We start from the raw sequence: 25809 nt of genomic DNA on the forward strand, positions 1-25809 counted from the left end.
TAGCTTGTAATTAAGCCATTTTAGAAAATTTTGCGACTATTCCCATTCAATTGTCCCTGGTGGTTTGCTGGTTATGTCGTAGACTATCCTGCCTACTCCTGCTACTTCGTTTATCATTCTGTTTGATAGTTTTTGTAGTAGGTCGTATGGGAGGTTGGCGGCTTCTACTGTCATGGCGTCGGTGGATGTGACGGCTCTGATGGCTACTACGTTGTCGTAGCTTCTGGCGTCGCCTTTTACTCCTACAGTTTTAATTGGGGTCCAGACTGTGAAGTATTGCCAAATGTCTTCATTTAGGCCAAAGTTTTTGACTTCTTCTCTTAGGATGGCGTCAGTTTCTCTGACTATTCTTAGTTTGTCTTCGGTGATGTCGCCCATGACTCTGATGCCGAGGCCTGGTCCTGGGAATGGTTGGCGCCATACCATGTCGTGTGGGATGCCTATTGCTTCGCCAACTTTTCTTACTTCATCTTTAAAGAGCATTCTTAATGGTTCTACAAGGCCTTTGAAGTCCATGTCTTCTGGTAGGCCGCCTACGTTGTGGTGGCTTTTGATGACACTTGCCTTGTCTTTGCCAGATTCTATTACGTCTGGGTAGATGGTGCCTTGGACTAGGTATGAAGCTCCGCCGATTTTGTGGGCTTCTTCTTCGAAGACTTCGACAAAGTGATTGCCGATGATTTTTCTCTTTGTTTCTGGATCTGATACGCCTTTTAGGAGATCTAGGAATTCTTTTGATTTGTCTACCATTTTGACGTTAAGGCCAAGATTTTTGTAGGTTTCCATTACAGATTTGGCTTCGTCTTTTCTAAGTAGACCATGGTCTACAAAGATACATTGGAGATTATCTCCTATGGCCTTTGAGACGATTGTTGCTGCAACTGAGCTATCTACACCGCCTGATAGGCCGCAAATCATTTTTTCGCCAGCGTATTTTTCTTTGATTTCTGCTATGATTTCTGTAGCAAAATCTGCCATTTTCCAAGTTTTTTCTGCCTGGCAAATGTTTAGGACAAAGTTTTCTAGAATTTCCCTGCCGTATTCAGAGTGGACTACTTCTGGGTGGAATTGAACTGAGTAAATATTTTTGTCAGTATTTTCCATGGCTGCCACTTCTGTGTTGGCTGTTTTTGCAATTGGCTTAAAGCCGTCTGCAATATTTTTAACCCTGTCTTTGTGGTTCATCCAGATTATTGATTTTTCTGGTAGGTTTTTAAATAGGTCTGACTTATTATCTACGATTAATTCTGTCTTACCATATTCTGCAAGCTTTGGAGTTTCAACACTTCCACCATATAATTGGTTTATAAATTGATGTCCGTAGCAGATGCCTAAAACTGGTACGCCTAGGTCAAAGATTTTCTCATCTGTCCTTAGGCTGTCGTCGTTATTTACAGATTGAGGACCGCCTGTTAGGATGATGCCTGCAAGATTATTTAGGTCAAGGTCATTTAGGTCGGTGTCACAGTCATGGATTTCCGCAAATACACCCATTTCCCTGACACGTCTTACGATTAATTGGTCGGTTTGACCGCCAAAATTTAATACTAGGATTTTTTCTTTTGCCATATTTTCCTTTCCTTGTCTTAGCTCTTTTCTTCCCTTTCTTCTGGGAATTTTTCGAAGTAATATTCGACAATTTCTGTCGCTGTCTGCTCGATTGTATTTTCTGTTACATCAATTACCTTGCAGTCAAGGTCTTTGAAGACTTCCTTGGCATAGGCGAGTTCTTCCCTGATTCTCTCCTTGTCAAAATACTTGCTTTCTCCAACAATGCCCATGGTTTTGGTCCTCTCAGCCCTGATGTTGGATAGTTTATCAGGGTCAATTACAAGGCCAATTACCCTGTCGGGATCAACCTCAAAGAGTTCTTGAGGTAGCTTGGATTCTGGAACTAGGGGTAGGTTTGCTACCTTGAAATTTTTGGTGGCAAGTATCATGGTTGTAGGTGTCTTTGATGTTCTAGATACGCCTACAAGGACAATATCCGATTCCAAAAATCCCCTCGGATCCTTGCCGTCATCGTATTTGATGGCAAATTCAATGGCATCAATCATCTTGAAATATCCACTAGAAAGGGTCCTTGTAAGGCCAGCTTCTCTAATGGCTTTTTTGCCAGTTAATTTTTCGAACTTGTTGATTCCATAGGAAAGAATATCGAGCACAGTTAGGTCTTTTTCTTTGGCCTTCTCTCTGACATGGAGGGCTAGGTCCTTATTAGCGACTGTTATTACAATCACAGAATCCTTATCTAGTTCGTCCATAATTTGGTCGATTTCAGCTTTGGTTTTTATATCTGGTTTTCTTATTATCTTTGTTTCTAGGTCTGGAAATTGGCTAGTAACAGATTTCATATAATTGATTGCAGTTTCTCCTGTCGAATCACTTATAATTACAACCGTCAAACAATCGTCCATCAATTTCTCCTATCTTACTATTTCAGAAATATCAAATACTAAATCCATTCTCCTTTTTAGGGAATTTAGCATGGCTAGTCTGTTGTTTTTAACTTCCTCATTGTCTACGTTAATCATTGTATTGTCTAGGTAGTCATTGCCTACAAGGTTAGTTTTTTGGATACTTTCTAGCTCTTTTTTGTAGTCAAGGCTGCTAGCAAGTCCTAGGTCTTTAAGACTTGAAATTTCCTCAAAGAACTTTCTTTCAAGGTCTGTTTCAAGAAGGTCTTGTCTTATTTCTGTCACTTCGCTATCTTTTGCGAGATTATTTATCCTAATTAGGTAAGAAAGTGAATCGTCATTTTCTCCTATAAATTCACTTACAGCCTTAACTTTTTCGTTCATTTTTAAAATATTTGTAAAATCTGTGTTTATTACTGAGTTTACTATATCATACCTATATCCATCATCTAGAAGCTTGTTTTTGAGCCTATCTTTGATGAAGGTTAGGGTTTCGTCCATTGTTTTGTCATAGTCAAAGGCTAGGGCGTTGGTTTCTGTGTAAACTAAGAGGGCCTCTGCTATTAGTTTTTTGATGTCTACATCAATGCCATTTTCTAGGATAATGTTGATTATACCTAGGGCTGCCCTTCTTAGACCGAATGGGTCACGGCTTCCTGTGACGTAATTTTCTATGGCGTAAAGACCAACTATGGAGTCCATCTTATCTGCTATGGCAAGGAGGATTCCTGCTATAGATTTTGGAATCTCTGAGTTTTGGTTCTTTGGTAGGTATTGTTCCTTGATGGCTGTGGCAACTCTTTGGTTTTCACCAGATTTTAGGGCATAGATTGCACCCATAGTTCCCTGAAGTTCAGTAAACTCTACTACCATCCTTGTAACAAGGTCTGCCTTTGAAAGGTAGGCTGCTCTTTTTGCATCTTCTGCTATATCGTCACCTAGGTTTAATTCTTTTTGGTAGCGGCCTACAAGGTCTACAAGCCTCTTAGTTTTTTGGCCCATATTGCCAAGTCCTTCGAAAAATACAAGACTATCAAGATCTTTTACATAGGATTCAATCTTATTTTCAATATCTAGGTTATAGAAGAATTTCGCATCTTCTAGCCTTGCAACTAAAACTTTCTTGTTGCCTTCAATTACATTTTGACTTTCATAATCATCCCCATTTCTAACTATGCAGAAATATGGGAGGAGCTTTTTCTTATCGTCAAGGATAGGAAAATACCTTTGGTGGTCCTTCATTGGAGTTGTGATTACTTCCCTAGGAAGTTCTAGGTAGGAGTGATCAATTTCGCCAACTAGGACTGTTGGATATTCAACTATATTTACTACCTCATCTAGGAGGTCTTCATCTTTCATATATTCTCCGCCAACCTGACTTGATAGGGAATTTAGGCCCTTAAGGATTATATCTCTCCTATCTTTGCCCCTTAGGATGACGTAGTTTTCCTTTAATTTTCCTTCGTAATCTGAGATTTTTTCTATAAGAATCTTATCAGAACCTAGGGTCCTGTGGCCTTTTGTGATATTGCCGACTTCAATGCCTTCTGCATCAAAAGATAAGATTTTATCATCAAGTAAGGAAACAAACCACCTAATTGGTCTGGCCCATCTGATTGATTTTCCGCCCCATCTCATTGACCTTGGGAAGGAAATTGACTTTACTAGTTCATAGACATTTTCTTTTAGGAGGTCTTCTAGGGATTTAGATTCTTCCTTTTTTTCTACAAAGATATAGTCTTCGCCTTTTTGTTCTTTGATAATCACATCTTCAAGACCCGCCTTTTGGCCTTTTAAAAATCCTAATAAAGCTTTAGATGGGTTACCGTCTACATCATAGGCGATTTTTACACTTGGTCCTCTCACAGAAACGACTTCTGCTTGGGCTTTTTCTGCTACATTTTTTAGAAGAACCATAAATCTTCTTGGTGTAGATTCGATTTCGATTTCTTCATAGGATAATTTATTTTCAGATAAAAGTTTTTCAAACTTTTCCCTTAGTTGGGCCTTGGTGGATTTGACATAGTCTGAAGGTATTTCTTCCACACCAATTTCTAATAGATAATTATGCATGCTTTTCCTTTCTTAAGAGAGGGAAGCCAAGTTCTTCTCTTTTTTCGATGTATTTTTGGGCAACAAGACTTGATATATCTCTAACTCTCTTGATATAGTGGTTTCTTTCTGAAACAGAAATCGCACCTTTGGCATCGAGGGTGTTAAAGGTATGGCTGGTTTTTAAAACATTATCGTAGGCTGGATAAATTAAGCCTAGTTCGATTAGCCTTGTCGCTTCTTTTTCGTAAATATTAAATAGGGTTTCTAGGGTTTCGTTGTCTGCGTCCTCGAAAGAATATTTTGAATTTTCATATTCTGGAAGTTTGAAAACATCACCGTAAGTTAGGTTTTCTGACCATTTGATGTCATAGACATTGTCCACATCTTGGAGGTACATACAAATTCTTTCAAGACCGATGGTTATCTCTCCACTTTCCAAAGCGCAGTTTATACCGCCTACTTGTTGGAAATATGTAAATTGGGTGATTTCCATCCCGTCAAGCCATACTTCCCAACCAAGTCCCCAAGCGCCTAGGGTAGGGCTTTCCCAGTTGTCTTCAACAAACCTAATATCGTGTTTTTTTGAATCTATGCCGATAGCTTCAAGGCATTTTAAATATAAGTCTTGGATATTAGATGGGGTTGGTTTTAATAAAATTTGCATCTGGTGGTGTTGGTAAAGCCTGTTTGGGTTTTCTCCATATCTGCCATCTGCAGGTCTTCTGGATGGCTCAACATAGCAAACCTTCCATGGTTCAGGACCTAGGGCCCTTAAAAATGTGTGAGGGTTCATTGTTCCTGCACCCTTTTCGATGTCGTATGGAATCATGACTGAACATCCCTGTTCTTTCCAATACTCCTCTAGTTTTAGTATTAAATCTTCAAAGTACATTTACATTCCTTTCGAGTGCCTTTTTGACCCATTCCAAGGACGGATAGGTCCCTAAATCTAGGTTCTCTAGGCAATAGTCTATTATTATTTTGCCGATTTTCGGATAAGATTCTACCAAATTTATATCTTCAAGGTCTTCTGATCTGGTATATAAAAGTTTGTTAAAATATACAAATTCTTCATAGGTCATAAAGACCTTGTCAAAGACTTGGTCTTTACACTCATCACAAATAACTGATGATTCTGATGGGGAAAAATACAAATATTTGCCCCTTATATTTTTACCGCAAATCCCACAAGTTTTAAAGTTTGGTTTAAAACCTGAAAAGGAAATATATTTGAGAAAAAATCCCAAAAATATATTTACATAGTTTTTACGGGCCTTCTCAAAGGCATCAAAACTATTTGTAAGGAGGGTAAAAACTGTGTCTACTTGGATATGGTCGATAGTCCTTAATAAAAGGTCGCAAATCGCTGACTTATATAGTATTATATCAAAGTTTTTGTTTGATTTGTAGTAGGGATTTAAAACAAGACCCTCCCTCAAACCATAAAAATCCTTGCCGGACCTATATAGGTCAAAGGATGCTAGGATAAACCTGTTTGTAAGAGCGAGGTTTTTAGAATTTTTCTTTAAAACCCCCTGGCAATTTATGGAAATTTTTCCCATGTCTTTTGTGAAAACTTCGATAATTTTGGAAGATTCTTTGTATTTAAATTCCCTGAGGACTATACCCCTTATGTCCTTAAGGTCTGCCGTAGCCAAACCTATCCACCAACTTTTCCTTCTTGCGCCAATCTTTTTCGACCTTGACCCATAGCTGAAGATTGACCCTAGAAGCTAGGAAATCTTCTATCTCACGTCTAGCGTCGATGCCGATTTGTTTTATCATTTGGCCATTTTTACCAATTACAATTTGCTTGTGGGAATTTTTCTCAACAATGATTGTCGCCCTGATGTCGATTAAATCCTTATCTTCTCTTTCTTTGAAATCGTCAATTCTCACTGCAAGGCCATGGGGAACTTCTTCTGACAAGAGTCTTAGAGCCTTTTCCCTGATTATTTCTGAGACTACAAACCTCTCGGTCTTGTCTGTAATCATATCCCTGTCATAGTAGGCTGGTCCCTCTTCTAGGTAGGATTTTACCCCTTCTATGTAGGCATTGACATTGGTATCATCAAGAGCAGAAATAGGGATAATTTTATCAAAAAGTCCGACTTGATCGTAGAGTTCTTCGATTTCTTCGATTTCCTCTTCATTTAGAAGATCAATCTTATTTATAAGTAAGATTATCGGAACTCTAACATTTCTTAGTTCGTCAATTATCATCTGGTCAAGTTTGCCAATTTCCTTAGACTCGTCAACCACGTAGGTTACTAGGTCTGACTCGTTTAGGGAATCCTTAGAAAAGCTTAAGAGCCTTTCTTGGAGGACATTTCTTGGCTTTTGGATGCCAGGCGTATCTATAAAAATAAGCTGGCTGTCCTCGTCGTTGTATATTATATTTATCTTATCTCTGGTGGTTTGGGGCTTGTTTGAAATGATGGAAATTTTCTCTTTTAAAATCTTTTCCATAAGAGTTGATTTTCCAACATTAGCCCTGCCAACTACCGATATAAATCCTGATTTCATTCTAAATCCTTTTTGCTAAAACTTTCTGGCAAGAGTTCGTCAATCCTATAAGTTTTGTAATTTTCAGGGTCCCTGGCTACAATTATCTTTGTGTCGCAATCCGCAAACTCTCTTATAAATTGCCTGCAAACTCCACAAGGATAGGTATAGTCGGAATCGCCTGTTATTACTATGTAGTCAAAATCTCTTTCCCCCTCTGTAATGGCTGTAGAAAGAGCATTTCTTTCAGCACAAAGACTTGGAGAATAGGCCGCATTTTCTATATTTACACCCTCAAAGACCCTTCCAGATTTTGTCATTACGACACAAGCAACGTGGAAGTTCGAATAAGGGGCATAGGCCCTTTTTTTAATCTCTATGGCTTTTTTTATCAAACCTTTTATCTCTGTCATGAAAATATCCCAAATATAGCCATGGCCATGGAGGTCCCAAGGATGGCTCCTCTAATAATTTCTCTGGCCGAATGGATGTCGGCTTCGTACCTGGATTCTGCAACTATGATGGCAAGGGCTACTAATAATAGTCTCACCAAGGGTTCATTTACTAGCAAAATGCCTATGGTCGATAGGCAAAAGGCAACTGAAGTGTGGCCTGAAACAAAACCGCCCTTAAAGGCTGTGCCACGGCCTTCATAGAAAACTCCCTTAAGAAAAATTGTTAAGATTATTACCAAGGAAATGGTAATTAAGGCTAAGTGTGAAGGTCGTCTGGCAATTTTTAGGATAACTGAATCGTAAAAATTTAAAAATTTGTCAAAAAATATCAAATAGCCAACAAAAACTGCATTTAGGGCTGCAATAAAGGTTGCAGCTGCAGATACGTCCTTGCCAGCCTTGGCGAGTTTTGAGAACTTACCCCCACTTGCCAAGTCTACAATCTCTTCTATGGCTGTGTTTAAAAGCTCGAGAGCCACTACAAAGGCAATTGAAAATACCAAAAACATCATTTCAACCCTGGAAAGGTTGAAAAACAAAGATGCAATTAGGACTAGGATTGATGCCAAAATATGAAATTTCATATTTTTTTCGTGGTTTATGGCATAAACCAAACCCTCATAGGCATAGTCAAAGCCCTTGAGGAATTTTTGGCCGTGGGTTAATTTTAAGGGCTCAAAGTCCTCTCCATCTTTCTTTTGGAGTTCCTCGAGGATTTCCTTTTTTAAATTTTCTTTAAGGTCGTCATAGTTTTTATCCATTGATTATTTAAAAACTCCTAGGTTTTTCATAACCTCTTTTTCTTTTGATCTCATGACCTTTTTGTCGTCTTCTTCTATGTGGTCATAGCCAAGTAGGTGGAGGGTTGAATGACAAATGAGATACATGATTTCCCTTTCTAGAGAATGGCCAAAATCTGCCGCTTGACCCTCCGCCACATCTAGGCAAATGACTATATCTCCAAGAAGGATTAGAGGATTTCCCTCCATATCAAAACCTTCTTCATCCAAGGGGAAAGATAAAACGTCTGTTTCCCTGTCCACATTTCTGTAGTCCTTGTTGAGCTTATGAATTGTTTGCCTATCAACAATAGAAAGGGAAACTTCAGCATTTTCGCTTATATTTTCCACCCTAAGGACTTCAGTTATGGTTTTTTCTGCCTTTTTCCTTATAAGGTCAAGGTCCAAATCTTCATTTGTGTCATTGGCTATCAGAAGATTCATTTTCTTTCCTCTTTTTTTCTTCTTCTAATCTCAAATCGTTCTTTTCGTAAGCATCGATTATCCTTTGGACAAGTGGATGACGAACAACGTCAATTGAGCTAAAGTTTATAAATTCAATGCCTGGGACATTTTTTAAAATCTGAGCAGCCGAAACAAGGCCCGATTTTCTGCCGCGTGGCAAGTCGACCTGGGTCTTATCTCCTGTAATTATAGCCTTTGAGCCATAGCCCAAACGGGTTAAGAACATCTTCATCTGTTCATAAGTTGTGTTTTGGGCCTCATCAAGAATTACAAAGGAATTATCAAGAGTCCTACCCCTCATATAGGCAAGGGGAGCAACTTCTATAATGCCCTTTTCAACTAGGGCCTGGTAGGTTTCAAAACCTAAAATTTCAAAAAGCCCATCGTAAAGAGGTCTTAAGTATGGGTCTACCTTATCTTGCAAATCTCCCGGCAAAAATCCTAGGCTCTCGCCTGCTTCTACAGCCGGACGGGTGAGGATAATCCTGTTTACTTCGTTGTTTTTGAAGGCACGGACAGCCATGGCTACAGCAAGATAGGTCTTACCAGTACCTGCAGGTCCAATTCCAAAAACCACATCATTTGCCAAAATCTTTTCTATATAGGTTTTTTGTCCCAAGGTCTTTGGCTTGATTGGCTTGCCTGCGGCTGTTGTGACGATTACTTGGTCAAGGATGGCTTTTATTACATCCTTGTTTTCCCTTTCTAGCATATCTGCATCGTATTTTAGTCTTTGAAAATCAAGTTTGTCATCTCTCTTAAGCTCGGATAACAGCTGGATAATTAGCTTTTTAGCAAGGTCAACATGGCCCTCATCGCCATTTATCTCTAGCCTATTGTCCTTAAGCTTGAGTTTGACATCAAACCTGTCTTCGATATATTTTCTATTTGAATCAAAATTGCCAAAGAGAGAAATAATTCTCTCTGGCGCTTCTATTTCTAAAAATTCTTTAATATTTAACTCCTAGCGTCTTTTGGAAACTGGCGGACCAAGGATTTCTGCCATGATAATGGCATCCTTAAGCCTTTTTCTATTTTTATCTTTCGCCATTTTTTCCCTAATTTTGTCTGTTTTTTCTTTTTGCTCAGCGTCTCTTAGCCTCATTAAGGCCTGATTGTCCCCTTCCTCAGTCTTAGCCTTGATAGAGCCGTTCTTTCCATCATTAGATCGGATTGCTTCCAGGCTTTCTTTGGCTAAGATGTCAATCTCATTTCCTAGGGAAGTGGACTTTTTGAATTTATCTGCATGTTTTGTTCTTAAATCCGCCTTGAGCCTTCTTTGGGCTTCAAGGTCTGGCTTTTGTGGTTCAGAAATTTCGCCGAAGTTCCTGTCCATATTTTCTACCAGATCATTTAGGTAGCCTATTATGGATGGGTTCTTTCTTGCAGATTTTTTTGCCTTAAGAGGACTGGTGTCAATTTTTTTGTAAAAATCTCCCATTTCACTTTCCGTCTTGATTTCTTCAACCAAGTCGTCTAGAAATGATAAAAAAGATTTATTCTTATTTGACATCTAAGTCAGCCTCATCGTTTGAGATTGACTGGCGCATTTTTGTGTCGGCTTTTATGTTTTGTAGGTTGTAATAATCCATAACTCCAAGATTTCCTTCTTTGAAGGCTTGGGCAATGGCAAGTGGAATCTCACTTTCTGCTTCCACAACCTTGGCCCTGTTTTCTTGTTCAAGGGCGATCGCTTGGGCACGTCTTTCTTCGGCCTTGGCTTGGGCTATATTCTTATCAGCCTCTGCCTGGTCTCTTTGAAGCTCAGCTCCTACGTTTCTTCCAACGTCCACATCTGCTATATCGATTGATAAAATCTCAAAGGCTGTACCTGAGTCAAGTCCCTTGTTTAATACAGTTTGAGAAATATTATCTGGATTTTCTAGTACTTCTGCGTGGGTTTCTGAAGAACCAACTGTAGTTACAATACCCTCGCCAACTCTGGCTATGATTGTCTCTTCGCCTGCACCACCGACAAGTCTTTCGATATTGGCCCTAACAGTGACTTTGGCAATTACCTTTACTTCTATACCATTTTTGGCAACTGCAGCTATGACTGGGGTGTTAATCACCTTTGGTGTTACAGAAACTTGGACAGCCTCAAATACATTACGACCAGCAAGGTCAATGGCTGCGGCTTCTTCAAAAGAAAGGTCAATTTTTGCCCTTTCTGCTGCTATAAGTGCGTCAACTACTTGGTTGATATTACCACCTGCAAGGTAGTGGCTTTCAAGGTCATTTGTTTCTATGTGGATACCTGCTTGGTGGGATTTGATCATGGCGTTTACAATTTTTGATGGAGATAATCTCCTAAATCTCATTGCCACAAGGCTTGCCATGGAGATTTTAACTCCTGAAAATCTCGCTGTAATCCAAAGTCCAACTGGTACCATTGTAAAAAATACTATGACTAATACAAAAATTAGTCCCATAATTATAAATTCCATTACATCTCCTTTACTATAATGTGGCCATCTTTAACATCTATAACAGAAATTACCCTAGATTTTTCGATAAATTCTGCTCTGGCCATAGCGTCATAAATTTCTCCGTCAATTTCAATCCTGCCCGAAGGCCTAAGGATTGTCTTGCTAATTCCAACACTGCCTATAAGCTTACTCAAATCCTTAGTCTTATAGGTTTTAATTTTGTTTTTCTCCTTCACATTTAGGACATAGGAATCAAACAAATTTGCCCTAAAGCCAAGCTTTACAAAAACTGTCATAGTTATGACAACAGCAAGGCCTGTGGCGATAATTACAAAAAATCCAGTTTGGGGATCTGTGAATGAATCCATTACCGAATAAGTCGTAAGGGCAAGACCCGCCACACCGATTATTCCAAAGCTAGGAATAAAAAGCTCAAGGCTAAGAAGGGATATACCCACAATGAAGGTGATGACTGTGACATTGTCAGCTATATTATACTTGGCGTTGGCCAGGTAAAAATAGGCAAATAAAATCACAGAAAGTCCCGCAAAAATTAGCTTTTTTTGGGTAAATAAGAGACATATCAAAGATATGACTGCGAGAATAAAACTTGTCGCAATAAGTAGGTCATTTCCTAGCATATTTTTCTCCATTTCTTAAAAGCAAATCCTTATTTTTTGAAAATATTTATAAAAAATATTTACTAAATTTAAGGATTATAATATTAACTTCCTTAATAATTATTATCTAGTAAATGAGGTTAAAAATCAACATAAAGAGCCTAGTTCTTATTTATTAAAACACTAAAATAATCGCAAGGCTCAGAAAAATATTTTTACAAAAAAGGAGCCTAGGCTCCTTTGATTTTTATTTTGTTTTCTTTTTCCTAGCGAAAAATGAAGATGCTTGATAATTTAAGATGTGTTTTTTATAAACCTTAGATGCGAGAATGTATGAAATATAAAGACTTCCTATTAAAATCATAATAGAAATCCCTCCGTCCATTATTCCTGCATTTCCCTTTATCAACCTCAAAGGCATAAAAAATACGGAAATATATGGAAGATAGGATGCAATTTTCACAAATAGATTTACAGGACGGTTCATAAAAATCATTGCTACCATAAAGGCTCCTACGATTGTAATCATCAAAGGACTGGCGACTTTTGACGCATCTTCTTGTTTGCTGGCAAGAGAGCCTAGCATAGCTGCTATTATCATATAGGCCAAAAGGGAAAGAATTATAAATACAAATATCTCTCCAATTACTATAAGACTTCTTTGGTCAAGGCTAATGTTTATATTTATCATGTCCAAAAGGCCCTTGGATTTTGCCACGAAATAGGAAATTATTCCCAAAATTATATAGATTATCGAATGGACTATGATGGCTAATAAATTGCCCAAAATCTTCCCTGCAAAGTAATCCTTAGCAGATACTGACGAAAAGATAAATTCAATCATCTTTGAGCCTTTTTCTGTGGCTATGTCAACAACCAAGACATTTGAGTACATGATTAGCATAAAGTACATGAACATCAAAAGGATGAAATAGGAAGCGTAGACCATAAGGCTCTTGCCCTTATCAATTTGGTTGATTTTTATATCTGCCTTAGTCGCAAAAATCCCAACTTGCTTTTCATTTAAGTCTGCATTTTTGATATTAAGAGCATTTTGAATCTCATTTGCGACTAGGGGCAATTTTGAAATTGCCTTAGCGTCCATGGTTTTAGTCTTAATCACTAGGACAACTTGGCCATTTTCTTCAGAAATTTCTCCATAAGACTCGATTTTTTCTGCTTTTAAGGACTTCTCCGCCGTATCTTTTGAAACTAGTTTATATTCACTTTCCATCCCCTTAAAGAAAGGACTAATATTTTCATCTGCTACTATTTGGTATTTATTGCCGTCACTACCAAGTTTGGCCTGATCTGACTTTGCAAGGAAATAATTAATTCCTACAGGCACTAGCATGACAAGGATAGGGATAAATACCATGGCCCAAAAGGCAACAGATTTCATTTGTTTTTTGAAGGAGTCTAGAGCGACTATTAATTTTCTATTCATCTTCTTCCACCTTTCTTGCAAAGATTTCATTTAGGCTTGGTGGCTCCTGGCTAAACATTTCAAGGTAGCCGAGTTTTTCTGACAATCTAGCAAAAATTTCCCTGCCGTCTGCTTCATTTTCTAATCTGATAGTCCAAAGACTCCCCTCTCTTTTTAGGTCATACTCTCGGAAAATCTCTGATAAATTCGCTTCTGTCCTGACTTTTACAAGGTCTTTTTCATAAGAATTCCTAATCTCGTCTGGAGAACCCTTTAAGACAATTTTTCCGTTTTTTAACATGATGAGCCTATCGCAAAGATATTCGACATTTTCCATGTTGTGGGAAGAGAAAATTATAGTTGTGCCTTCTTCATTAATTTCCTTAATTATTCCCATCAATAAATTAGCATTATAAGGGTCAAGACCCGAAAAAGGTTCGTCTAATATTAGAAATTCCGGCTTATAGATTAGGCTTGCTAAAAGCTGGACCTTCTGTTGATTGCCCTTAGAAAGGGATTTTATTTTATCATCTAAAGTCCCCTTGATTTCAAAACGGTCAAAGTAGGCTTGTAAGGTCTTTTCATCTAGATTTGACATTTGGTTGAGCCTAGCGAAGAATTTCACCTCTTCTCTAATGGTTTTCTTTGGTGAAAGCGAGCGTTCTTCAGGGAGAAAGCCAATTTTTTCTAGAGGAATATTTGCCATTGGCTTTCCTTCGTAAAGAATTTCTCCATCAAAGTGATCGTAGAAATTCATCATGGAACGAAAAAGGGTAGATTTGCCCGCTCCGTTTTGACCGATGACTCCGAAAAGTTCACCTTTTTCAACCTCAAAGCTCACATTATCAAGAGCCCTTAGGTCAGCAAAATTTTTAGATAAGTTTTTTATTTCAATCATTTTTCTCTCCTGCAAATCCGTTTGTTAAAACCCCTACCAAACAAGGTACGAGGACAATTAGAGCTATCACTGGGCTTATGTTTTCGTAGAGGGCTGAGCAAAATAGAATTATTATTATCACAAATTGGCAAATAAGCATTCTTTTAAAGGCCAAGTAGCCTTTTTTGTAGTATTTGACCTTATCTCTCTCGTCAGATTCGGCCATAAACTTGCTTTCAAAAAAGAAGTCAAAGACATCTGTCTTTCTTTCTGGTTCGATTTTTCTGACAAGTTTATAAGTTAGATAAGTTAAAATTAAATTTATAGTTGTAAATACAAATATAATTACAAGTATAATTAAAGTGTTTTTTAAGGGATCAGAACTTTTTTTCATCTCATTATAAATAATTATAATAAGAGACAAAAGAGTAAATAAACCCGCATCTCTCATTGCATTTGCATAATCTATATACTTTGTTTCAATAAAACCATCTTCCCTAAGACCTTTTTCAACTTCTTTTTTGGCTTTTATATAAAAATATAGGCCAAAAAGGGCGAATATACTACAAAGTCCTATAGTCAAAAATAAGATATTTTGGCTTAAAAATCTATTAAGACCTTCTACAAGTCCACCTACATTTAGTTTATTAAAAATAAAACTAGATCCAAAACCAACTAGCAATCCAAATCCAGCCATATAAAGTACATTAGTTAGGAATGTTTTCTTATTATTTTTCATCACTATCCTCCAAGCTAAAAATCTCATTAATATCCACACCTAGAACTTTGGATATTGTTAGGGCCACGGTCACAGATGGGTTATAATCTCCTCTTTCTATTAGGCTTATGGTTTGACGGCTGACTCCGACGAGTTTTCCAAGGTCTGCTTGATTTAAGCCACTCTTTTTTCTAAAGTCCGCCAAATTATTTCTTAGTTCCATCCGCCCTCCTTTCTCAAATAATTGACAACTATTCTTGTCATCATTATATAATTGACAACTTTATTTGTCAATTATTCTTTCAAAAAAATTTTTTCATAAGTTTTTAGAAATTTTTATGAAAATTCATTAGATAAGGAGATAAGAGCTTGATTTTAATATTCAATTAGAATTTATTAGGAGATATTTTGAATAAAATATGAATAAATAGAAAAAATTACATTATCTATGCATTTTTGGGATTTTCCTATATAATGTATGTAAGAATATATTTTAGGAGATGCTTATGCTAGGTGTTGGCGTGAATGCTCTTGCGGTTTTTATCACGGGTATAATCGGACTTAAACTTGCAAACTACATAGAACCTTGTTATAAGGATGCAATTATGAAATTTTTGCCCCTTACCATTATGGTTTTGGGCATAGAATCTGCCCTCAAAGGCGATGTGATAATTGTTCTTATTTCAATAATTTTGGGGGTTATTATTGGAGAGTATTTTGATCTGGAAGGAAAACTCAATAATTTTGCCAATACCCTCAAGGATAAATTTATAAAAAACGAAGATAATGATTTTGCGACAGGTTTTGTTTCAGGCACCCTTATTTTCTGCGTGGGATCTTTGGGAATCCTAGGCGCTATCGAAGCTGGTGTCAAGGGAGACAATTCAATTTTATACACAAAGGCCATAATCGACAGCCTTTCATCAATCTTTTTATCAACCACACTTGGAATCGGTGTTGCCTGCTCGGCTGGGGTAATCTTCCTCTACGAAGGCCTCATCGTTCTTCTTTCAAGCTTCCTAGCGCCAATCCTCACCCCAGAAATTTTGGCAAATATTTCTGGAGTTGGCGGAATTACAATTATAGCTGTGGGCCTTTCCATGCTAGATCTTGTAAAATTCAAGCTAGTAAATTCCCTACCTGCCATTGTAATTCCTGTTATAATTGGTCTAATAATGAATTTGTTATAAAAAAATCCTCCGACTTGGAGGATTTTTTATTTATAATTTATAATATAGATAGGTGTCAAGTTTTTCAAAACCATTGGCAAGAGCTCTTTCCAGCTCTATTTTTTTATCAACTTCTACAAAGTATTTTATGGTAGAAATTTTTCCAAATTCATCAATAAGCGAATTTACCATGGCATTTAAAAGTTCATTGCAAATCACAAATTTCTCTTCATTTTCATCTATAAAAAGTCCGAAGATTTCTCCCTTACAAGGATTTTCTCCGTAGACTTTTACAAGGAGACTTGCCACAATCTCTCCTTGATTTTCTTTTACAAAAACCCTAAACCTATCAAAGTCTCTCAAAAGATTTTTGCTGTTATAATACATATTTCCAGAAAATTTGTCGTGGAAAGCCTCATATTGTAGGAAATCTTCTTTGCTTAAGATTCTTATGCCTGCTGTATCCCCTAGCCTTTCTCTTAAGTTTTTTGCTTCTAAAACGTGTGAATGCTCGATAAGTTGGGCCTTATCTTTGAAATCTTCTTCTTCATTTAGCCAGCAAGTGTGGGATAGGCCGACATTTAGGCTGTAATCCTTAAAGTCTTTTTTTATTTGAGAAATAAGATCTTCAAATACTTTTATATCCTTATTTTTAATAACAATAAGGGTTGTTTGAATATATTTTTCATCTTCATCCCAAAAATAAGTTGCAAGGCCTTCTAGATTGCCATTTTCCTCAATAACTAGACTTTCTGTCGCCATAAATTCTATTGAATATTCTAGCTCCCTAAAAATGTCATTTATTTTGTAAAAACGAGGATAGGAAAAATGAGTCTTATCACTTATAGCCAGGTCTAACAAAGGCCTAACTTTTGCCAAGTCAGGTCTTTGCAGAGGACGTATTTGCATTAAATTCTGCCCCTTAATTTTAAGGCTTTTTCTATTCTTGAAAGGCTTAGGATGAAGGCTGCTTTTCTGTAATTTACCTTGTACTTATCTGCAGTTTCAAATACTTCTTCGATTGCTTTTGTCATATCTTTTTCTTGTTTATTCCTTACTTCCTCTTCGTCCCAATAGGATCCTGTAATATTTTGAATCCATTCATAGTGGCTTACTAGGACCCCACCAGAATTTGCGAGTATGTCTGGAATTAACGAAATATTTTTCTCATTTAAAATCGCTTCTCCAGCTTCGGTCACAGGACCGTTTGCTGCTTCTACAACTAGCCTTGCCTTTACATTTTCTGCGTTTGTTTCATCAATAACATTTTCCATAGCAGCTGGAATTAATATATCGCAGTCTAAGGCGAAAAATTCTTCATTAGAAATTTTCTTTGCATCAATATTTAGGGCAGAGCCAGTAGTTTCTCTTGCCTTTTCAAGAGTTTCTGGATCAAGACCATTTGCATCGAAAACAGCAGATGAGCCGGATTCAGCATTTTTGTCTTTGGAGTTTAGGGCAATTAATTTGGCCCCGTCTTCTACTAGATATTTTGCCGCAAAAGAACCAACATTTCCAAAACCTTGTAATGCAAATGTTGCTCCTTCAAGGCTCTTGCCAATTTTTTCGTAATATTTTTTGATTGTTAGATATACACCAAAACCAGTAGCTTCTGCTCTTCCAAGTGAGCCTCCCATATCTACTGACTTACCAGTGAAGGTTGCAATATCATGACGGCCACCATTTAGGGCGATGTATTCATCTGTGAAATATCCCATAATCTTCGCATTAGTATTTACATCTGGAGCGGGAACGTCGATTCTTGGTCCAATGTAGTTGTTTATTGCCCTTACAAAGCCACGAGAAAGACCTTCAAGTTCCCTTTCTGAAAGCTTTTTAGGGTCAACTACTATTCCACCCTTGCCACCTCCAAGAGGAAGACCAAGGAGGGCTACCTTTAGGCTCATGAGGGTTGATAAGACTTTGACTTCTTCGTAGGTCACAGATTCGTCAAAACGGACTCCGCCCTTTGATGGACCAAGGGCTGATGAATGGGCAGACCTGAAGGCCCTAAAGGTCTTGGTAGTGCCATCATCCATTTTAACTGGAATATTTGCCTCGATTATCCTTTCAGGTTCTTTTATAATATTGTAAAAAGATTCAGAAAAACCTGCTAGGTCTGATACTTCCTTTAATTTCTTTTGTAGATTTATAAATTGATCGTAAGCTTTTGTCATAGTGCCTTCTTTCATAATTTCGTATTAAACTTCTAAAGTATTATACACCTTTTTTCTCCACAGAAAACTAGTTTTTTATCAAATTTTATTGAAAAATATTCAACCATAAGAGAGAAATTCTTTCAAAATCGTTTGATTTTCCCAGCCGGAAGTAAGATTGAAATTTCATAGTTTCTTACAAAAAAACTGGTCCTAAGACCAGCTTTTTAATTTTCCCTTATCTTTTCCCTGGCTGCTGCCATCATGAGCTTGACCCTATTTACCTGGTTTACCTCGCTGGCACCTGGGTCGTAGTCGATTGCTACGATGTTTGCCTCTGGATAGATTTCTCTGATTTTTTTCATAACACCCTTGCCGGTAATGTGGTTTGGCAGGCAACCAAATGGCTGGATGCAGACAATATTTGGTGCACCCGCCTCGATTAGTTCAACCATTTCGCCAGCTAAAAGCCATCCTTCGCCGGCTTGATTACCAAGACTTGTGACTTCGCTTGCCAAATCTGAAATTCCATCAATATATTTAGGCTCGTCAAAATGAATACTTTCCTTGAGGGCCTTTCTGATCGGCTTTCTGAAATTTTCTATAAGGACAATTCCCATGCGGGCAAGAGTCGCATTTACAGGACTTTTGCCGTAGAAATCTCTTTTTAATTCTGCATTTTTAAAGCAATATAGGAAAAAGTCTGTAAGGTCAGGGACAATCACCTCAGCCCCTTCCGCCTCAAGAACATCTTGGAGGTGGTTGTTGGCTTCTGGGAGGAATTTCACCAAAATTTCCCCAACTATACCTGCTTTTGGAATTTCCTTGTAGCAAACAGGAATCTCATCAAAATCCTTTACAATTTCCTTGATGGCCTTCCTATATTTTGGCCTGTCCATGGTCCTTATCTCTTCTGTAAGTCTTTCTATCCACGCTTCTTTGAGCCTGTTTGTGGCATCTTTTTCAATTTCATATGGCCTAGTTGCGTTGGCCACCCTATTTAAAAGGTCGCCTAATAAAATCGCCCTGAGCATTTTTTTCATCAGCGGAATATTTTTAAAACTTAGGAGGTCAAAGCCTGGGCTCTTTTCAATTCCTTGGGCAGATAGGGCGATTACTGGAATATTAGGATAGCCTGCATCCTTTAATCCCTTTCTAATATAGCCAACGTAATTAGATGCCCTGCAAGCTCCCCCTGTCTGGGTCATCAAAAGGGCTATCTTGTCTGTATCGTAGCGACCAGAATTAACTGCCTCTAGCATTTGGCCCACAACTGTAATTGAAGGATAGCAAGAGTCGTTGTTTACGTATTTGAGCCCTTCATTTATAACGTCCTTGTCGATTTTATTCAAAAACTCAATCTTATAAGGAGAATCTTTGAAGGCACCTTCCATAATCCTAAAATGTTCTCTGGCCATTTGTGGAGCAAGGATTGTATAACCTTCTTCACGCATTTCCTTAGTGAAATCCTTGAAATCATAGGCCTTATCTAGGGATTGGACTTCAAAGTCTATGCCTTCGAGTTTTTTCTGGTTTAGGGCCTCAAGGAGGGATCTTACCCTAATTTTAACCGCTCCAAGGTTTGAAATTTCGTCAATCTTTAAAAGGGTGTAAATTTTGCCAGCTGATTTAAGGATGTCTTCAACTTGGTCAGTTGTCACCGCATCCAGACCGCAACCAAAAGAGTTTAGCTGAATAAGTTGGAGATTTTTATTTTCTGCCACATATTCACTGGCCCTATAAAGCCTTGCGTGGTAGGACCACTGGTCAAGGACCCTGAGTTTTTTGTTCAAATCATCAAGATTATAGGCGACTGCATCTTCGGAAAGAACTGGTATATCCATAGACTCGATTAGGTCTCCTATGCCGTGGTTGATTTCTGGATCAATGTGGTAAGGTCTACCGGCTAGGACTATAGCATTTAGACCTTTTTTATTGACCAAATCTATTATTTCCTTGCCCTTTAGTTTTATTGCATCGTGGTAGTCTTGCTGGGCCTGCCAGGCCTTTTCCACAGCATTTTCGATATGATTTTTAGATAAAATATTTCCCTCAAACTCATAACCATCAAAAACTTCCACCATCCTCTTTTTAATAATATCTTGGCTTTCAAAAGAAATATAAGGGAAAAGATATTTTATATCCTTTAGGCCATCAACATTATTTTCAATTACATCTGGATAACCAGACACAACCGGGCAATTCATGTGGTTTTTGGCCTTATCATACTGTTTGTATTCATAAAAAACTGCTGGATAGAATATCAAATCAGGATTTTTCCCAATTAGGTTTTCCATGTGTCCATGGGCGAGTTTGGCTGGATAGCAAGCAGTTTCAGACGAAATCGAACCTAGGCCCTTTTCGTAAATTTCCCTAGATGACTTGTCGGATAAAACTATGTCAAAGCCAAGGGAAGTGAAAAATTTATGCCAGAATGGATAGTCTTCATAAATGTTTAAAACTCTTGGGATGCCAACTCTCCCCAACCTGGCCTTTGCGCCAAGTGTATCCCTATTAAATAATAGATCGTACTTAAATTTATACATATTAAGGTCATCCTTGGACTTATCAAGCTTGACCCCAGCACCCCTTTCGCATCTGTTGCCAGTTATGTATTTCCTACCGTCTGAGAAAATATTAATTATTAGGGCACAGTTATTGGTACAACGGCCACATCTTGCTGATTTTTGCTCGTAGGAAAAATCTTCAAGGTCAGCAAGACCAGCAAGTTTAGATGTGCCTGTAGACCTATCCTTGGCAATAAGAGCCATTCCCATAGCCCCCATAAGCCCTGCAATTTCGGGTCTTGTTACATCTCTTTCTGATAATTTCTCAAAGGCCCTGAGGATAGCATCTCCATAGAAAGTGCCGCCTTGGACTACTATATTTTGGCCAAGGGTCTTTGGGTCTCTAATTTTAATTACCTTCTGGATGGCATTTTTAATTACAGAATAACAAAGGCCGGCGGCTATATCTGCCACTTCTGCCCCTTCCTTTTGGGCCTGTTTGACCTTGGAATTCATAAAAACTGTGCAACGGGAACCTAGGTCTGCTGGCTCTTTAGACTTGATGGCCTCAGCTTGGAATTCTTTGACATCCATAGAAACTGATGCGGCAAAGGTTGATAAAAATGACCCACAGCCAGAAGAACAAGCCTCGTTTAGCTGGATAGAGTCAATGACTCCGTCTCTAATGTGCATGGCCTTCATGTCCTGGCCACCAATGTCTAGGATAAAGTCAACGTCGGGATTAAAAAATCTCGCCGCCCTGTAGTGGGCAATGGTCTCGACCTCCCCATTATCAACGTGGAGGGCATTTTTTATAAAATCTTCCCCGTAGCCACAAATCCCAGATGAAGCGATGTGGGCCTTGGGATTTTTCTTCTGGTAAGCATCTTTTAGCATGTCTATGCATACTTCTAGGGGATTACCCAGATTCATCCTGTAATCATCAAGGAGAATTTCCATGTCTTTTGAAAGCCAAACCATCTTTGAAGTTGTAGATCCTGCGTCAAGCCCAACATAGATTGGTCCTTCATAGGTCGCAAGATCCCTGTATTTTACCTTAGAAGTCTTATGTCTTTTTTTGAATTCTTTGTATTCTTCTTCAGATTCAAAAAGCGGTTCAAGTCTCTTTGTGGCCTCTATTTCAATTTTTTCCCTAGTATCTAATTTTTCTATAAGGTCTGTAATTTTAACAAATTTTCCATCTTCGCTTGATAAAATCGCAGCACCCTTGGCCACGTAAACTTCGGCATCTTCTGGTGTATAAAACTTGTTAAACTCTTCGCCAAGAGTCTCTATAAAACGGTCTCTTAAGGCAGGAAGGAAGTGCAAGGGTCCACCCAAAAATGTGACATTTCCCTTGATTGGCCTACCGCAGGCGAGGTTTGAAATTGTTTGGTTGACAACTGACTGGAAGATCGAAATAGCAATATCTTCCCTGGTCGCCCCCTGGTTCATAAGAGCCTGGATGTCAGTTTTAGCAAAAACCCCACATCTTGAAGCGATTGGGTAAATTTTTTGGTAGGATTTTGCAAGGTCATGTAGTCCCAGAGCGTCAGTATCAAGAAGTGAAGCCATCTGGTCTATAAAAGCGCCTGTTCCACCTGCACAAATCGAATTCATCCTCTGCTCAACAGAACCAGAAAGATATGTAATTTTAGAATCCTCACCCCCAAGTTCAATTAAAACGTCAGTTTCCGGAATAAATTCCTTGATCGCCCTGGTTTCTGCTATAACTTCTTGGACAAAGTCAGTCTCAATTAGGTCGGCAAGAAACATTCCACCAGAACCTGTTACAGCCACAGTCACCCTGTCGTCCTTGAATTTTTCACTAGCATCGGCCAGAACTTTTTTGACAGTCTCCCTCACATCCGACTTGTGACGAGTATATACAGAATATATTGTATTAAATGAGTCGTCAGTTATAACTAGCTTTACTGTTGTAGAACCAACGTCTAACCCCATGTGTAAATCCATATTCTCCCTCTTTATTCGAATAAATAATATTAATTATTTATATTTATTTAACATCTTTAAATAATTTTTATATATCCACCCATTTTACTAGGGTAAATGTACTTATATTATACCATTGATTAAATAAAGTAAAGTCCATACATCATAGTTATATAGCTAATTTCTAAATTGTAGGCAAATGTAAAATTAATTTTACAAAATAAAAATCTATTGTTTTTTAAAAATCTTTATTAGTTGTCATTCATACTATAATTTAATTTTTATACAATAGTTATCCTTTATAGATTAAGTAAAAGACCCAGTCATCTGACTAGATCTTTTGCATAAAGATTTGATTTTTTAATAATATCCTAAAACTCTCATATAAAAATTTACTTACTATAAGGCCTTACTAAAATCATCAAAAATTATTTTTGTTAATTCATCAAATTTTCCCCGGCTATATTCTGGGTGCCACTGAACTCCCATCATATAAGAATCGTAGTAGGGATTTTCTATGGCTTCAACTAGGCCATCATCACTTGTGGCTGTAGGAAGAAGTCCGTTTCCCAAAGCTCTTATGCCCTCGTGGTGCATGGAGTTTACTTCCCTAGAATTTTCCCCGCCCAATTTATGATAGAGCCTAGAAGATTCATTAAAGTTTACCCTATGATAAGTAAAACCATCAGACCCTTCTCTGTGAGAGATACTAATCCCAAATTGGCTTGGTAAGTCCTCGTAGAGACTTCCTCCGTAATAGATATTTATAAGTTGCATACCCCTACAGATTCCCAGGATTGGCTTGTTTTCTGCTATAGCAAGGCCTAGAAGGTTTAGGTCAGACCTATCCTGGGCTGTAGAATACTCTTCTATGAGATCATAGGCATCTGATCCGTAAAGGCCTGGGTCAAAGTCGGCTCCTCCTGCAAATATGACCCCATCCACACTTTTTATAATATCTCTAGATGTATCTTCATTTGTCTGAACTGCGGTTAATATCTGAAGGTCATAATTATAATTATTAGCAATTTCATAATAGGTAGACTCAATTGTCTCGCTAGTGCCAATCACCAGAACTTTCTTCTTATTTGATTTTATAAAAATAAATATCGCTAAAATTATTAGACCAAGTATGATAAGATTTCTAATAAATCTAAAAAATTTCCTCATAAAAAGCCCTCCTTATTATAAGTATAACAAGAAAGGCTAAATGTTTCCCTACAATTTTTGTAAGCTATTTTATCCCACAAGCATCCTTGGCAAGCCTGTCGGCTAGGTCGTTGTATTTGTCATTTGAGTGGCCTTTGACTTTTACAAAGGCGATTTCTATTTGTTTTTTTCTATCATTTATAAAGGCCTTGTAGGACTGAGTGAGGTCGTTGTTGGCCTTCCAATCGCCTTCGGCCCAGGCTTGGATGCCTTGGTAGTCATGGTGGATGATTATTTTTTTATAGGCTTTTTCTATGGCAAGGTCTATGGCAAGCTCACTCGCCTTTACTTCTCCTGCCACATTCCTGTGGGTGTAGTAGGAGTCGGTGTAGGCTTTTTTGAAATATTCTTCCTCGCCATCCTTGATTAGGACTACACCTGCACCATAGGTTTTTTCTGGCAAGTTAAAAGACCCATCGACATAGGCGACAAGGGTGTCTGCGTCAAGTTCGATTTTCTTTTCAGCCCCTTCCATAAAAGCGACTGCCTCGTCCTTGGTTTTAAAAGACTTATAGATTGCACCTGAAAATCCCTTTACTTCCTTAAGACAAGAATCCCAGGATGTATATATCCCAGGATTTCTGCCCTTTCTTACTGCGTAATATTTCATTTTTGGCCTAGGCTTTCCTTGTTTGCCCAGTAGGTTACCTGACCAGGTCCTACTGTAAAGACGCCGTTGCCGTTTTCATCTATGATAATATCCTCATTTTTTCCAGAAAGGTCAACATAAGTTGCTCCAGCTTCAGATTCGCCAACAAACATTTGTTTTTCCGCCATGTCCTTAATAGAAATTAAAACTGCTAGAGGTTTGTGGTCTTCGTCTCCTCTCCTTACCCAACCAATTACAGATGGGTGGTCGAAATAATCATCCTCTTCTCCGTAGTTATATGCCTTTCTAACAGCCATCATCCTATCAAGCATATCTTTGAGTGGGTCTTTTTTAACAGGGCCAATAAGGCCGTAATAATCGCCCGCAAAGATACATGGATAACCGTCTTTTCTAAATAAAATCAAAGCGTAAGCTATTTCTTTAAACCAGTCTTCTACCCAAGAATCGAGGGCTTGGCCTGGTTGGGAATCGTGATTATCGACAAAGGTTACAGCTTGGGCTGGGAATTCCTTGACAACTGTGCCGTCAAAGATTTTTCTCATGTCATATTCGCCCATGGACTTGCTGGCCTCTGCCATGTGAAAATGAAGTGGCACGTCAAATAAATCTATCTTATAGTCTGAGTTTTGGAGGTAATTTTCGATAGCGCCTGTATTATATTGCCAAAATTCTCCAAATAGATAGAACTTGTTTTCGCCCATATTATCGTATATATGTTTGGAAAGTTCGTAAATAAAGTCACCTGAAATGTGTTTTAGGGCATCGTACCTAAAGCCGTCGACCTTGGTTTCCTTAATAAACCAATCAACCCATTTAAAAACCTCTTGGCGGACTTCAGGGTGGTTGTGGTCTATGTCGCAATTCATTAGATAATCAAAATTGCCCTTTTCATTGGAAACGTCCTCGTCCCAATACTTGCCAACTCCCAAAATCCTATAAATGGCAGAAGTTTCGCTCTTAGCATCGTAGTCTATGCCTGTGAAATGGTAGTAGTGCCAAATCATGTCGGAATATTTGCCATTTCTGCCCTTAAAATCAAAACCTGTCCAGCCTTCGATTTCTATCTCACCAGACACGTCTTGTTCTCTGTTGTTTTGATCAACCATAACGGCCTTAAAACTTTCCTTAAAATCAGCATTGCCCTTGTGGTTTAGGACTATATCTGCGTAAGATTTTATCCCCGCTTCATGGAGGTCAGCTATGGCCTTGATAAGTTCTTCCTTGGTTCCGTACTTGGTCCTAATTGTGCCTTTTTGGTCAAATTCTCCCAAGTCCCATAGGTCATAGATTCCATAACCTACGTCATTGTCCCCTCCACCCTTACAGGCTGGTGGGAGCCAAAGGGCGTCAATGCCTGCTTTTTTTAAATCTTTAGCATCTCTTGAAAGTTTTTTATAAAAATCTCCAGACCCGTCTGTGTCCCATTCAAAAGATTGCATCATTACTTCATTGGCCATAT

At 38.2% G+C, this 25809-nt stretch carries 24 protein-coding genes; 1 reads left to right on the forward strand and 23 read right to left on the reverse strand.

The window, feature by feature from the left end; genetic code table 11:
- Positions 1 to 36: 36 nt before the first annotated feature.
- The 17 genes from guaA to J2Z38_RS05295 form a co-directional block, all read right to left on the reverse strand.
- A complete protein-coding gene (gene guaA, locus J2Z38_RS05220; RefSeq protein WP_209773264.1) occupies positions 37 to 1569 on the reverse strand; it encodes a glutamine-hydrolyzing GMP synthase in 1533 nt (510 codons plus the stop codon).
- A 17-nt stretch (positions 1570 to 1586) separates the two neighbouring features.
- Complete coding sequence (locus J2Z38_RS05225; protein WP_209773267.1) at positions 1587 to 2417, reverse strand: pyruvate, water dikinase regulatory protein; 831 nt, start codon at positions 2415 to 2417, stop codon at positions 1587 to 1589.
- Between the two features lie 9 nt (positions 2418 to 2426).
- Complete coding sequence (gene glyS / locus J2Z38_RS05230) at positions 2427 to 4490, reverse strand: glycine--tRNA ligase subunit beta (protein ID WP_209773279.1); 2064 nt, start codon at positions 4488 to 4490, stop codon at positions 2427 to 2429.
- On the reverse strand, positions 4483 to 5364 hold the full coding sequence (gene glyQ / locus J2Z38_RS05235; protein ID WP_209773281.1) for a glycine--tRNA ligase subunit alpha: 882 nt from the start codon (positions 5362 to 5364) through the stop codon (positions 4483 to 4485). Before glyQ ends, glyS begins: the two co-directional genes overlap by 8 nt.
- Positions 5354 to 6130: a DNA repair protein RecO gene (recO, locus tag J2Z38_RS05240; protein ID WP_209773288.1), complete on the reverse strand. Its 777-nt coding sequence runs from the start codon at positions 6128 to 6130 to the stop codon at positions 5354 to 5356. The genes glyQ and recO overlap by 11 nt, the downstream gene beginning before the upstream one ends.
- Positions 6111 to 6998, reverse strand: coding sequence for a GTPase Era (era, locus tag J2Z38_RS05245; RefSeq protein ID WP_209773299.1), 888 nt, complete (start codon positions 6996 to 6998; stop codon positions 6111 to 6113). The genes recO and era overlap by 20 nt, the downstream gene beginning before the upstream one ends.
- Entirely contained in the window at positions 6995 to 7390 is a 396-nt protein-coding gene (gene cdd / locus J2Z38_RS05250) for a cytidine deaminase (protein ID WP_209773302.1), read from the reverse strand. The genes era and cdd overlap by 4 nt, the downstream gene beginning before the upstream one ends.
- Entirely contained in the window at positions 7387 to 8193 is an 807-nt protein-coding gene (locus J2Z38_RS10525; protein WP_225304624.1) for a diacylglycerol kinase, read from the reverse strand. The genes cdd and J2Z38_RS10525 overlap by 4 nt, the downstream gene beginning before the upstream one ends.
- A gap of 3 nt (positions 8194 to 8196) precedes the next feature.
- On the reverse strand, positions 8197 to 8655 hold the full coding sequence (ybeY, locus tag J2Z38_RS10530) for an rRNA maturation RNase YbeY (RefSeq protein WP_225304625.1): 459 nt from the start codon (positions 8653 to 8655) through the stop codon (positions 8197 to 8199).
- The gene (locus J2Z38_RS05260; protein ID WP_209773821.1) at positions 8633 to 9592 is read right to left on the reverse strand and encodes a PhoH family protein; all 960 of its coding nucleotides are present in this window, start codon (positions 9590 to 9592) and stop codon (positions 8633 to 8635) included. Before J2Z38_RS05260 ends, ybeY begins: the two co-directional genes overlap by 23 nt.
- A 48-nt stretch (positions 9593 to 9640) precedes the next feature.
- Positions 9641 to 10189, reverse strand: a complete 549-nt coding sequence (locus J2Z38_RS05265; protein ID WP_209773303.1) for a hypothetical protein — start codon at positions 10187 to 10189, stop codon at positions 9641 to 9643.
- A complete protein-coding gene (floA, locus tag J2Z38_RS05270; protein WP_209773309.1) occupies positions 10179 to 11123 on the reverse strand; it encodes a flotillin-like protein FloA in 945 nt (314 codons plus the stop codon). The genes J2Z38_RS05265 and floA overlap by 11 nt, the downstream gene beginning before the upstream one ends.
- Positions 11123 to 11746, reverse strand: coding sequence for an NfeD family protein (locus J2Z38_RS05275; protein ID WP_209773312.1), 624 nt, complete (start codon positions 11744 to 11746; stop codon positions 11123 to 11125). Before J2Z38_RS05275 ends, floA begins: the two co-directional genes overlap by 1 nt.
- 226 nt (positions 11747 to 11972) lie before the next feature.
- A complete protein-coding gene (locus J2Z38_RS05280; RefSeq protein ID WP_225304626.1) occupies positions 11973 to 13172 on the reverse strand; it encodes an ABC transporter permease in 1200 nt (399 codons plus the stop codon).
- Positions 13165 to 14049 (reverse strand): ABC transporter ATP-binding protein, encoded by an 885-nt coding sequence (locus tag J2Z38_RS05285; RefSeq protein ID WP_209773330.1) that lies wholly within the window; start codon positions 14047 to 14049, stop codon positions 13165 to 13167. Before J2Z38_RS05285 ends, J2Z38_RS05280 begins: the two co-directional genes overlap by 8 nt.
- Positions 14042 to 14767, reverse strand: coding sequence for a DUF3169 family protein (locus tag J2Z38_RS05290; protein ID WP_209773339.1), 726 nt, complete (start codon positions 14765 to 14767; stop codon positions 14042 to 14044). Before J2Z38_RS05290 ends, J2Z38_RS05285 begins: the two co-directional genes overlap by 8 nt.
- Positions 14757 to 14969: a helix-turn-helix transcriptional regulator gene (locus tag J2Z38_RS05295; protein WP_209773342.1), complete on the reverse strand. Its 213-nt coding sequence runs from the start codon at positions 14967 to 14969 to the stop codon at positions 14757 to 14759. Before J2Z38_RS05295 ends, J2Z38_RS05290 begins: the two co-directional genes overlap by 11 nt.
- 283 nt (positions 14970 to 15252) lie before the next feature.
- On the opposite strand from J2Z38_RS05295, the gene J2Z38_RS05300 reads away from it, so the two are divergent.
- A complete protein-coding gene (locus tag J2Z38_RS05300) occupies positions 15253 to 15936 on the forward strand; it encodes a DUF554 domain-containing protein (RefSeq protein WP_209773344.1) in 684 nt (227 codons plus the stop codon).
- A gap of 30 nt (positions 15937 to 15966) precedes the next feature.
- Here the strand turns inward: J2Z38_RS05300 and J2Z38_RS05305 are convergent, their stop codons facing one another.
- From J2Z38_RS05305 to J2Z38_RS05330, 6 genes are all read right to left on the reverse strand, one after another.
- Positions 15967 to 16824, reverse strand: a complete 858-nt coding sequence (locus tag J2Z38_RS05305) for a hypothetical protein (RefSeq protein WP_209773347.1) — start codon at positions 16822 to 16824, stop codon at positions 15967 to 15969.
- Positions 16824 to 18092: a Glu/Leu/Phe/Val family dehydrogenase gene (locus J2Z38_RS05310; RefSeq protein ID WP_225304627.1), complete on the reverse strand. Its 1269-nt coding sequence runs from the start codon at positions 18090 to 18092 to the stop codon at positions 16824 to 16826. The genes J2Z38_RS05305 and J2Z38_RS05310 overlap by 1 nt, the downstream gene beginning before the upstream one ends.
- A 206-nt stretch (positions 18093 to 18298) precedes the next feature.
- Positions 18299 to 22552: a 2-hydroxyacyl-CoA dehydratase gene (locus tag J2Z38_RS05315; protein ID WP_209773353.1), complete on the reverse strand. Its 4254-nt coding sequence runs from the start codon at positions 22550 to 22552 to the stop codon at positions 18299 to 18301.
- A 378-nt stretch (positions 22553 to 22930) separates the two neighbouring features.
- Positions 22931 to 23701, reverse strand: a complete 771-nt coding sequence (locus tag J2Z38_RS05320) for a gamma-glutamyl-gamma-aminobutyrate hydrolase family protein (RefSeq protein ID WP_209773356.1) — start codon at positions 23699 to 23701, stop codon at positions 22931 to 22933.
- A 64-nt stretch (positions 23702 to 23765) separates the two neighbouring features.
- Positions 23766 to 24350 carry a ribonuclease H1 domain-containing protein gene (locus J2Z38_RS05325; RefSeq protein WP_209773358.1) on the reverse strand — a complete coding sequence of 195 codons (585 nt, stop codon included), beginning with the start codon at positions 24348 to 24350 and terminating at the stop codon, positions 23766 to 23768.
- Positions 24347 to 25807, reverse strand: coding sequence for an alpha-amylase (locus tag J2Z38_RS05330; protein ID WP_209773360.1), 1461 nt, complete (start codon positions 25805 to 25807; stop codon positions 24347 to 24349). The genes J2Z38_RS05325 and J2Z38_RS05330 overlap by 4 nt, the downstream gene beginning before the upstream one ends.
- Positions 25808 to 25809 lie beyond the last annotated feature (2 nt).

Source organism: Anaerococcus degeneri (assembly GCF_017874475.1).
GTDB classification, from domain to species: Bacteria; Bacillota; Clostridia; order Tissierellales; family Peptoniphilaceae; genus Anaerococcus; species Anaerococcus degeneri.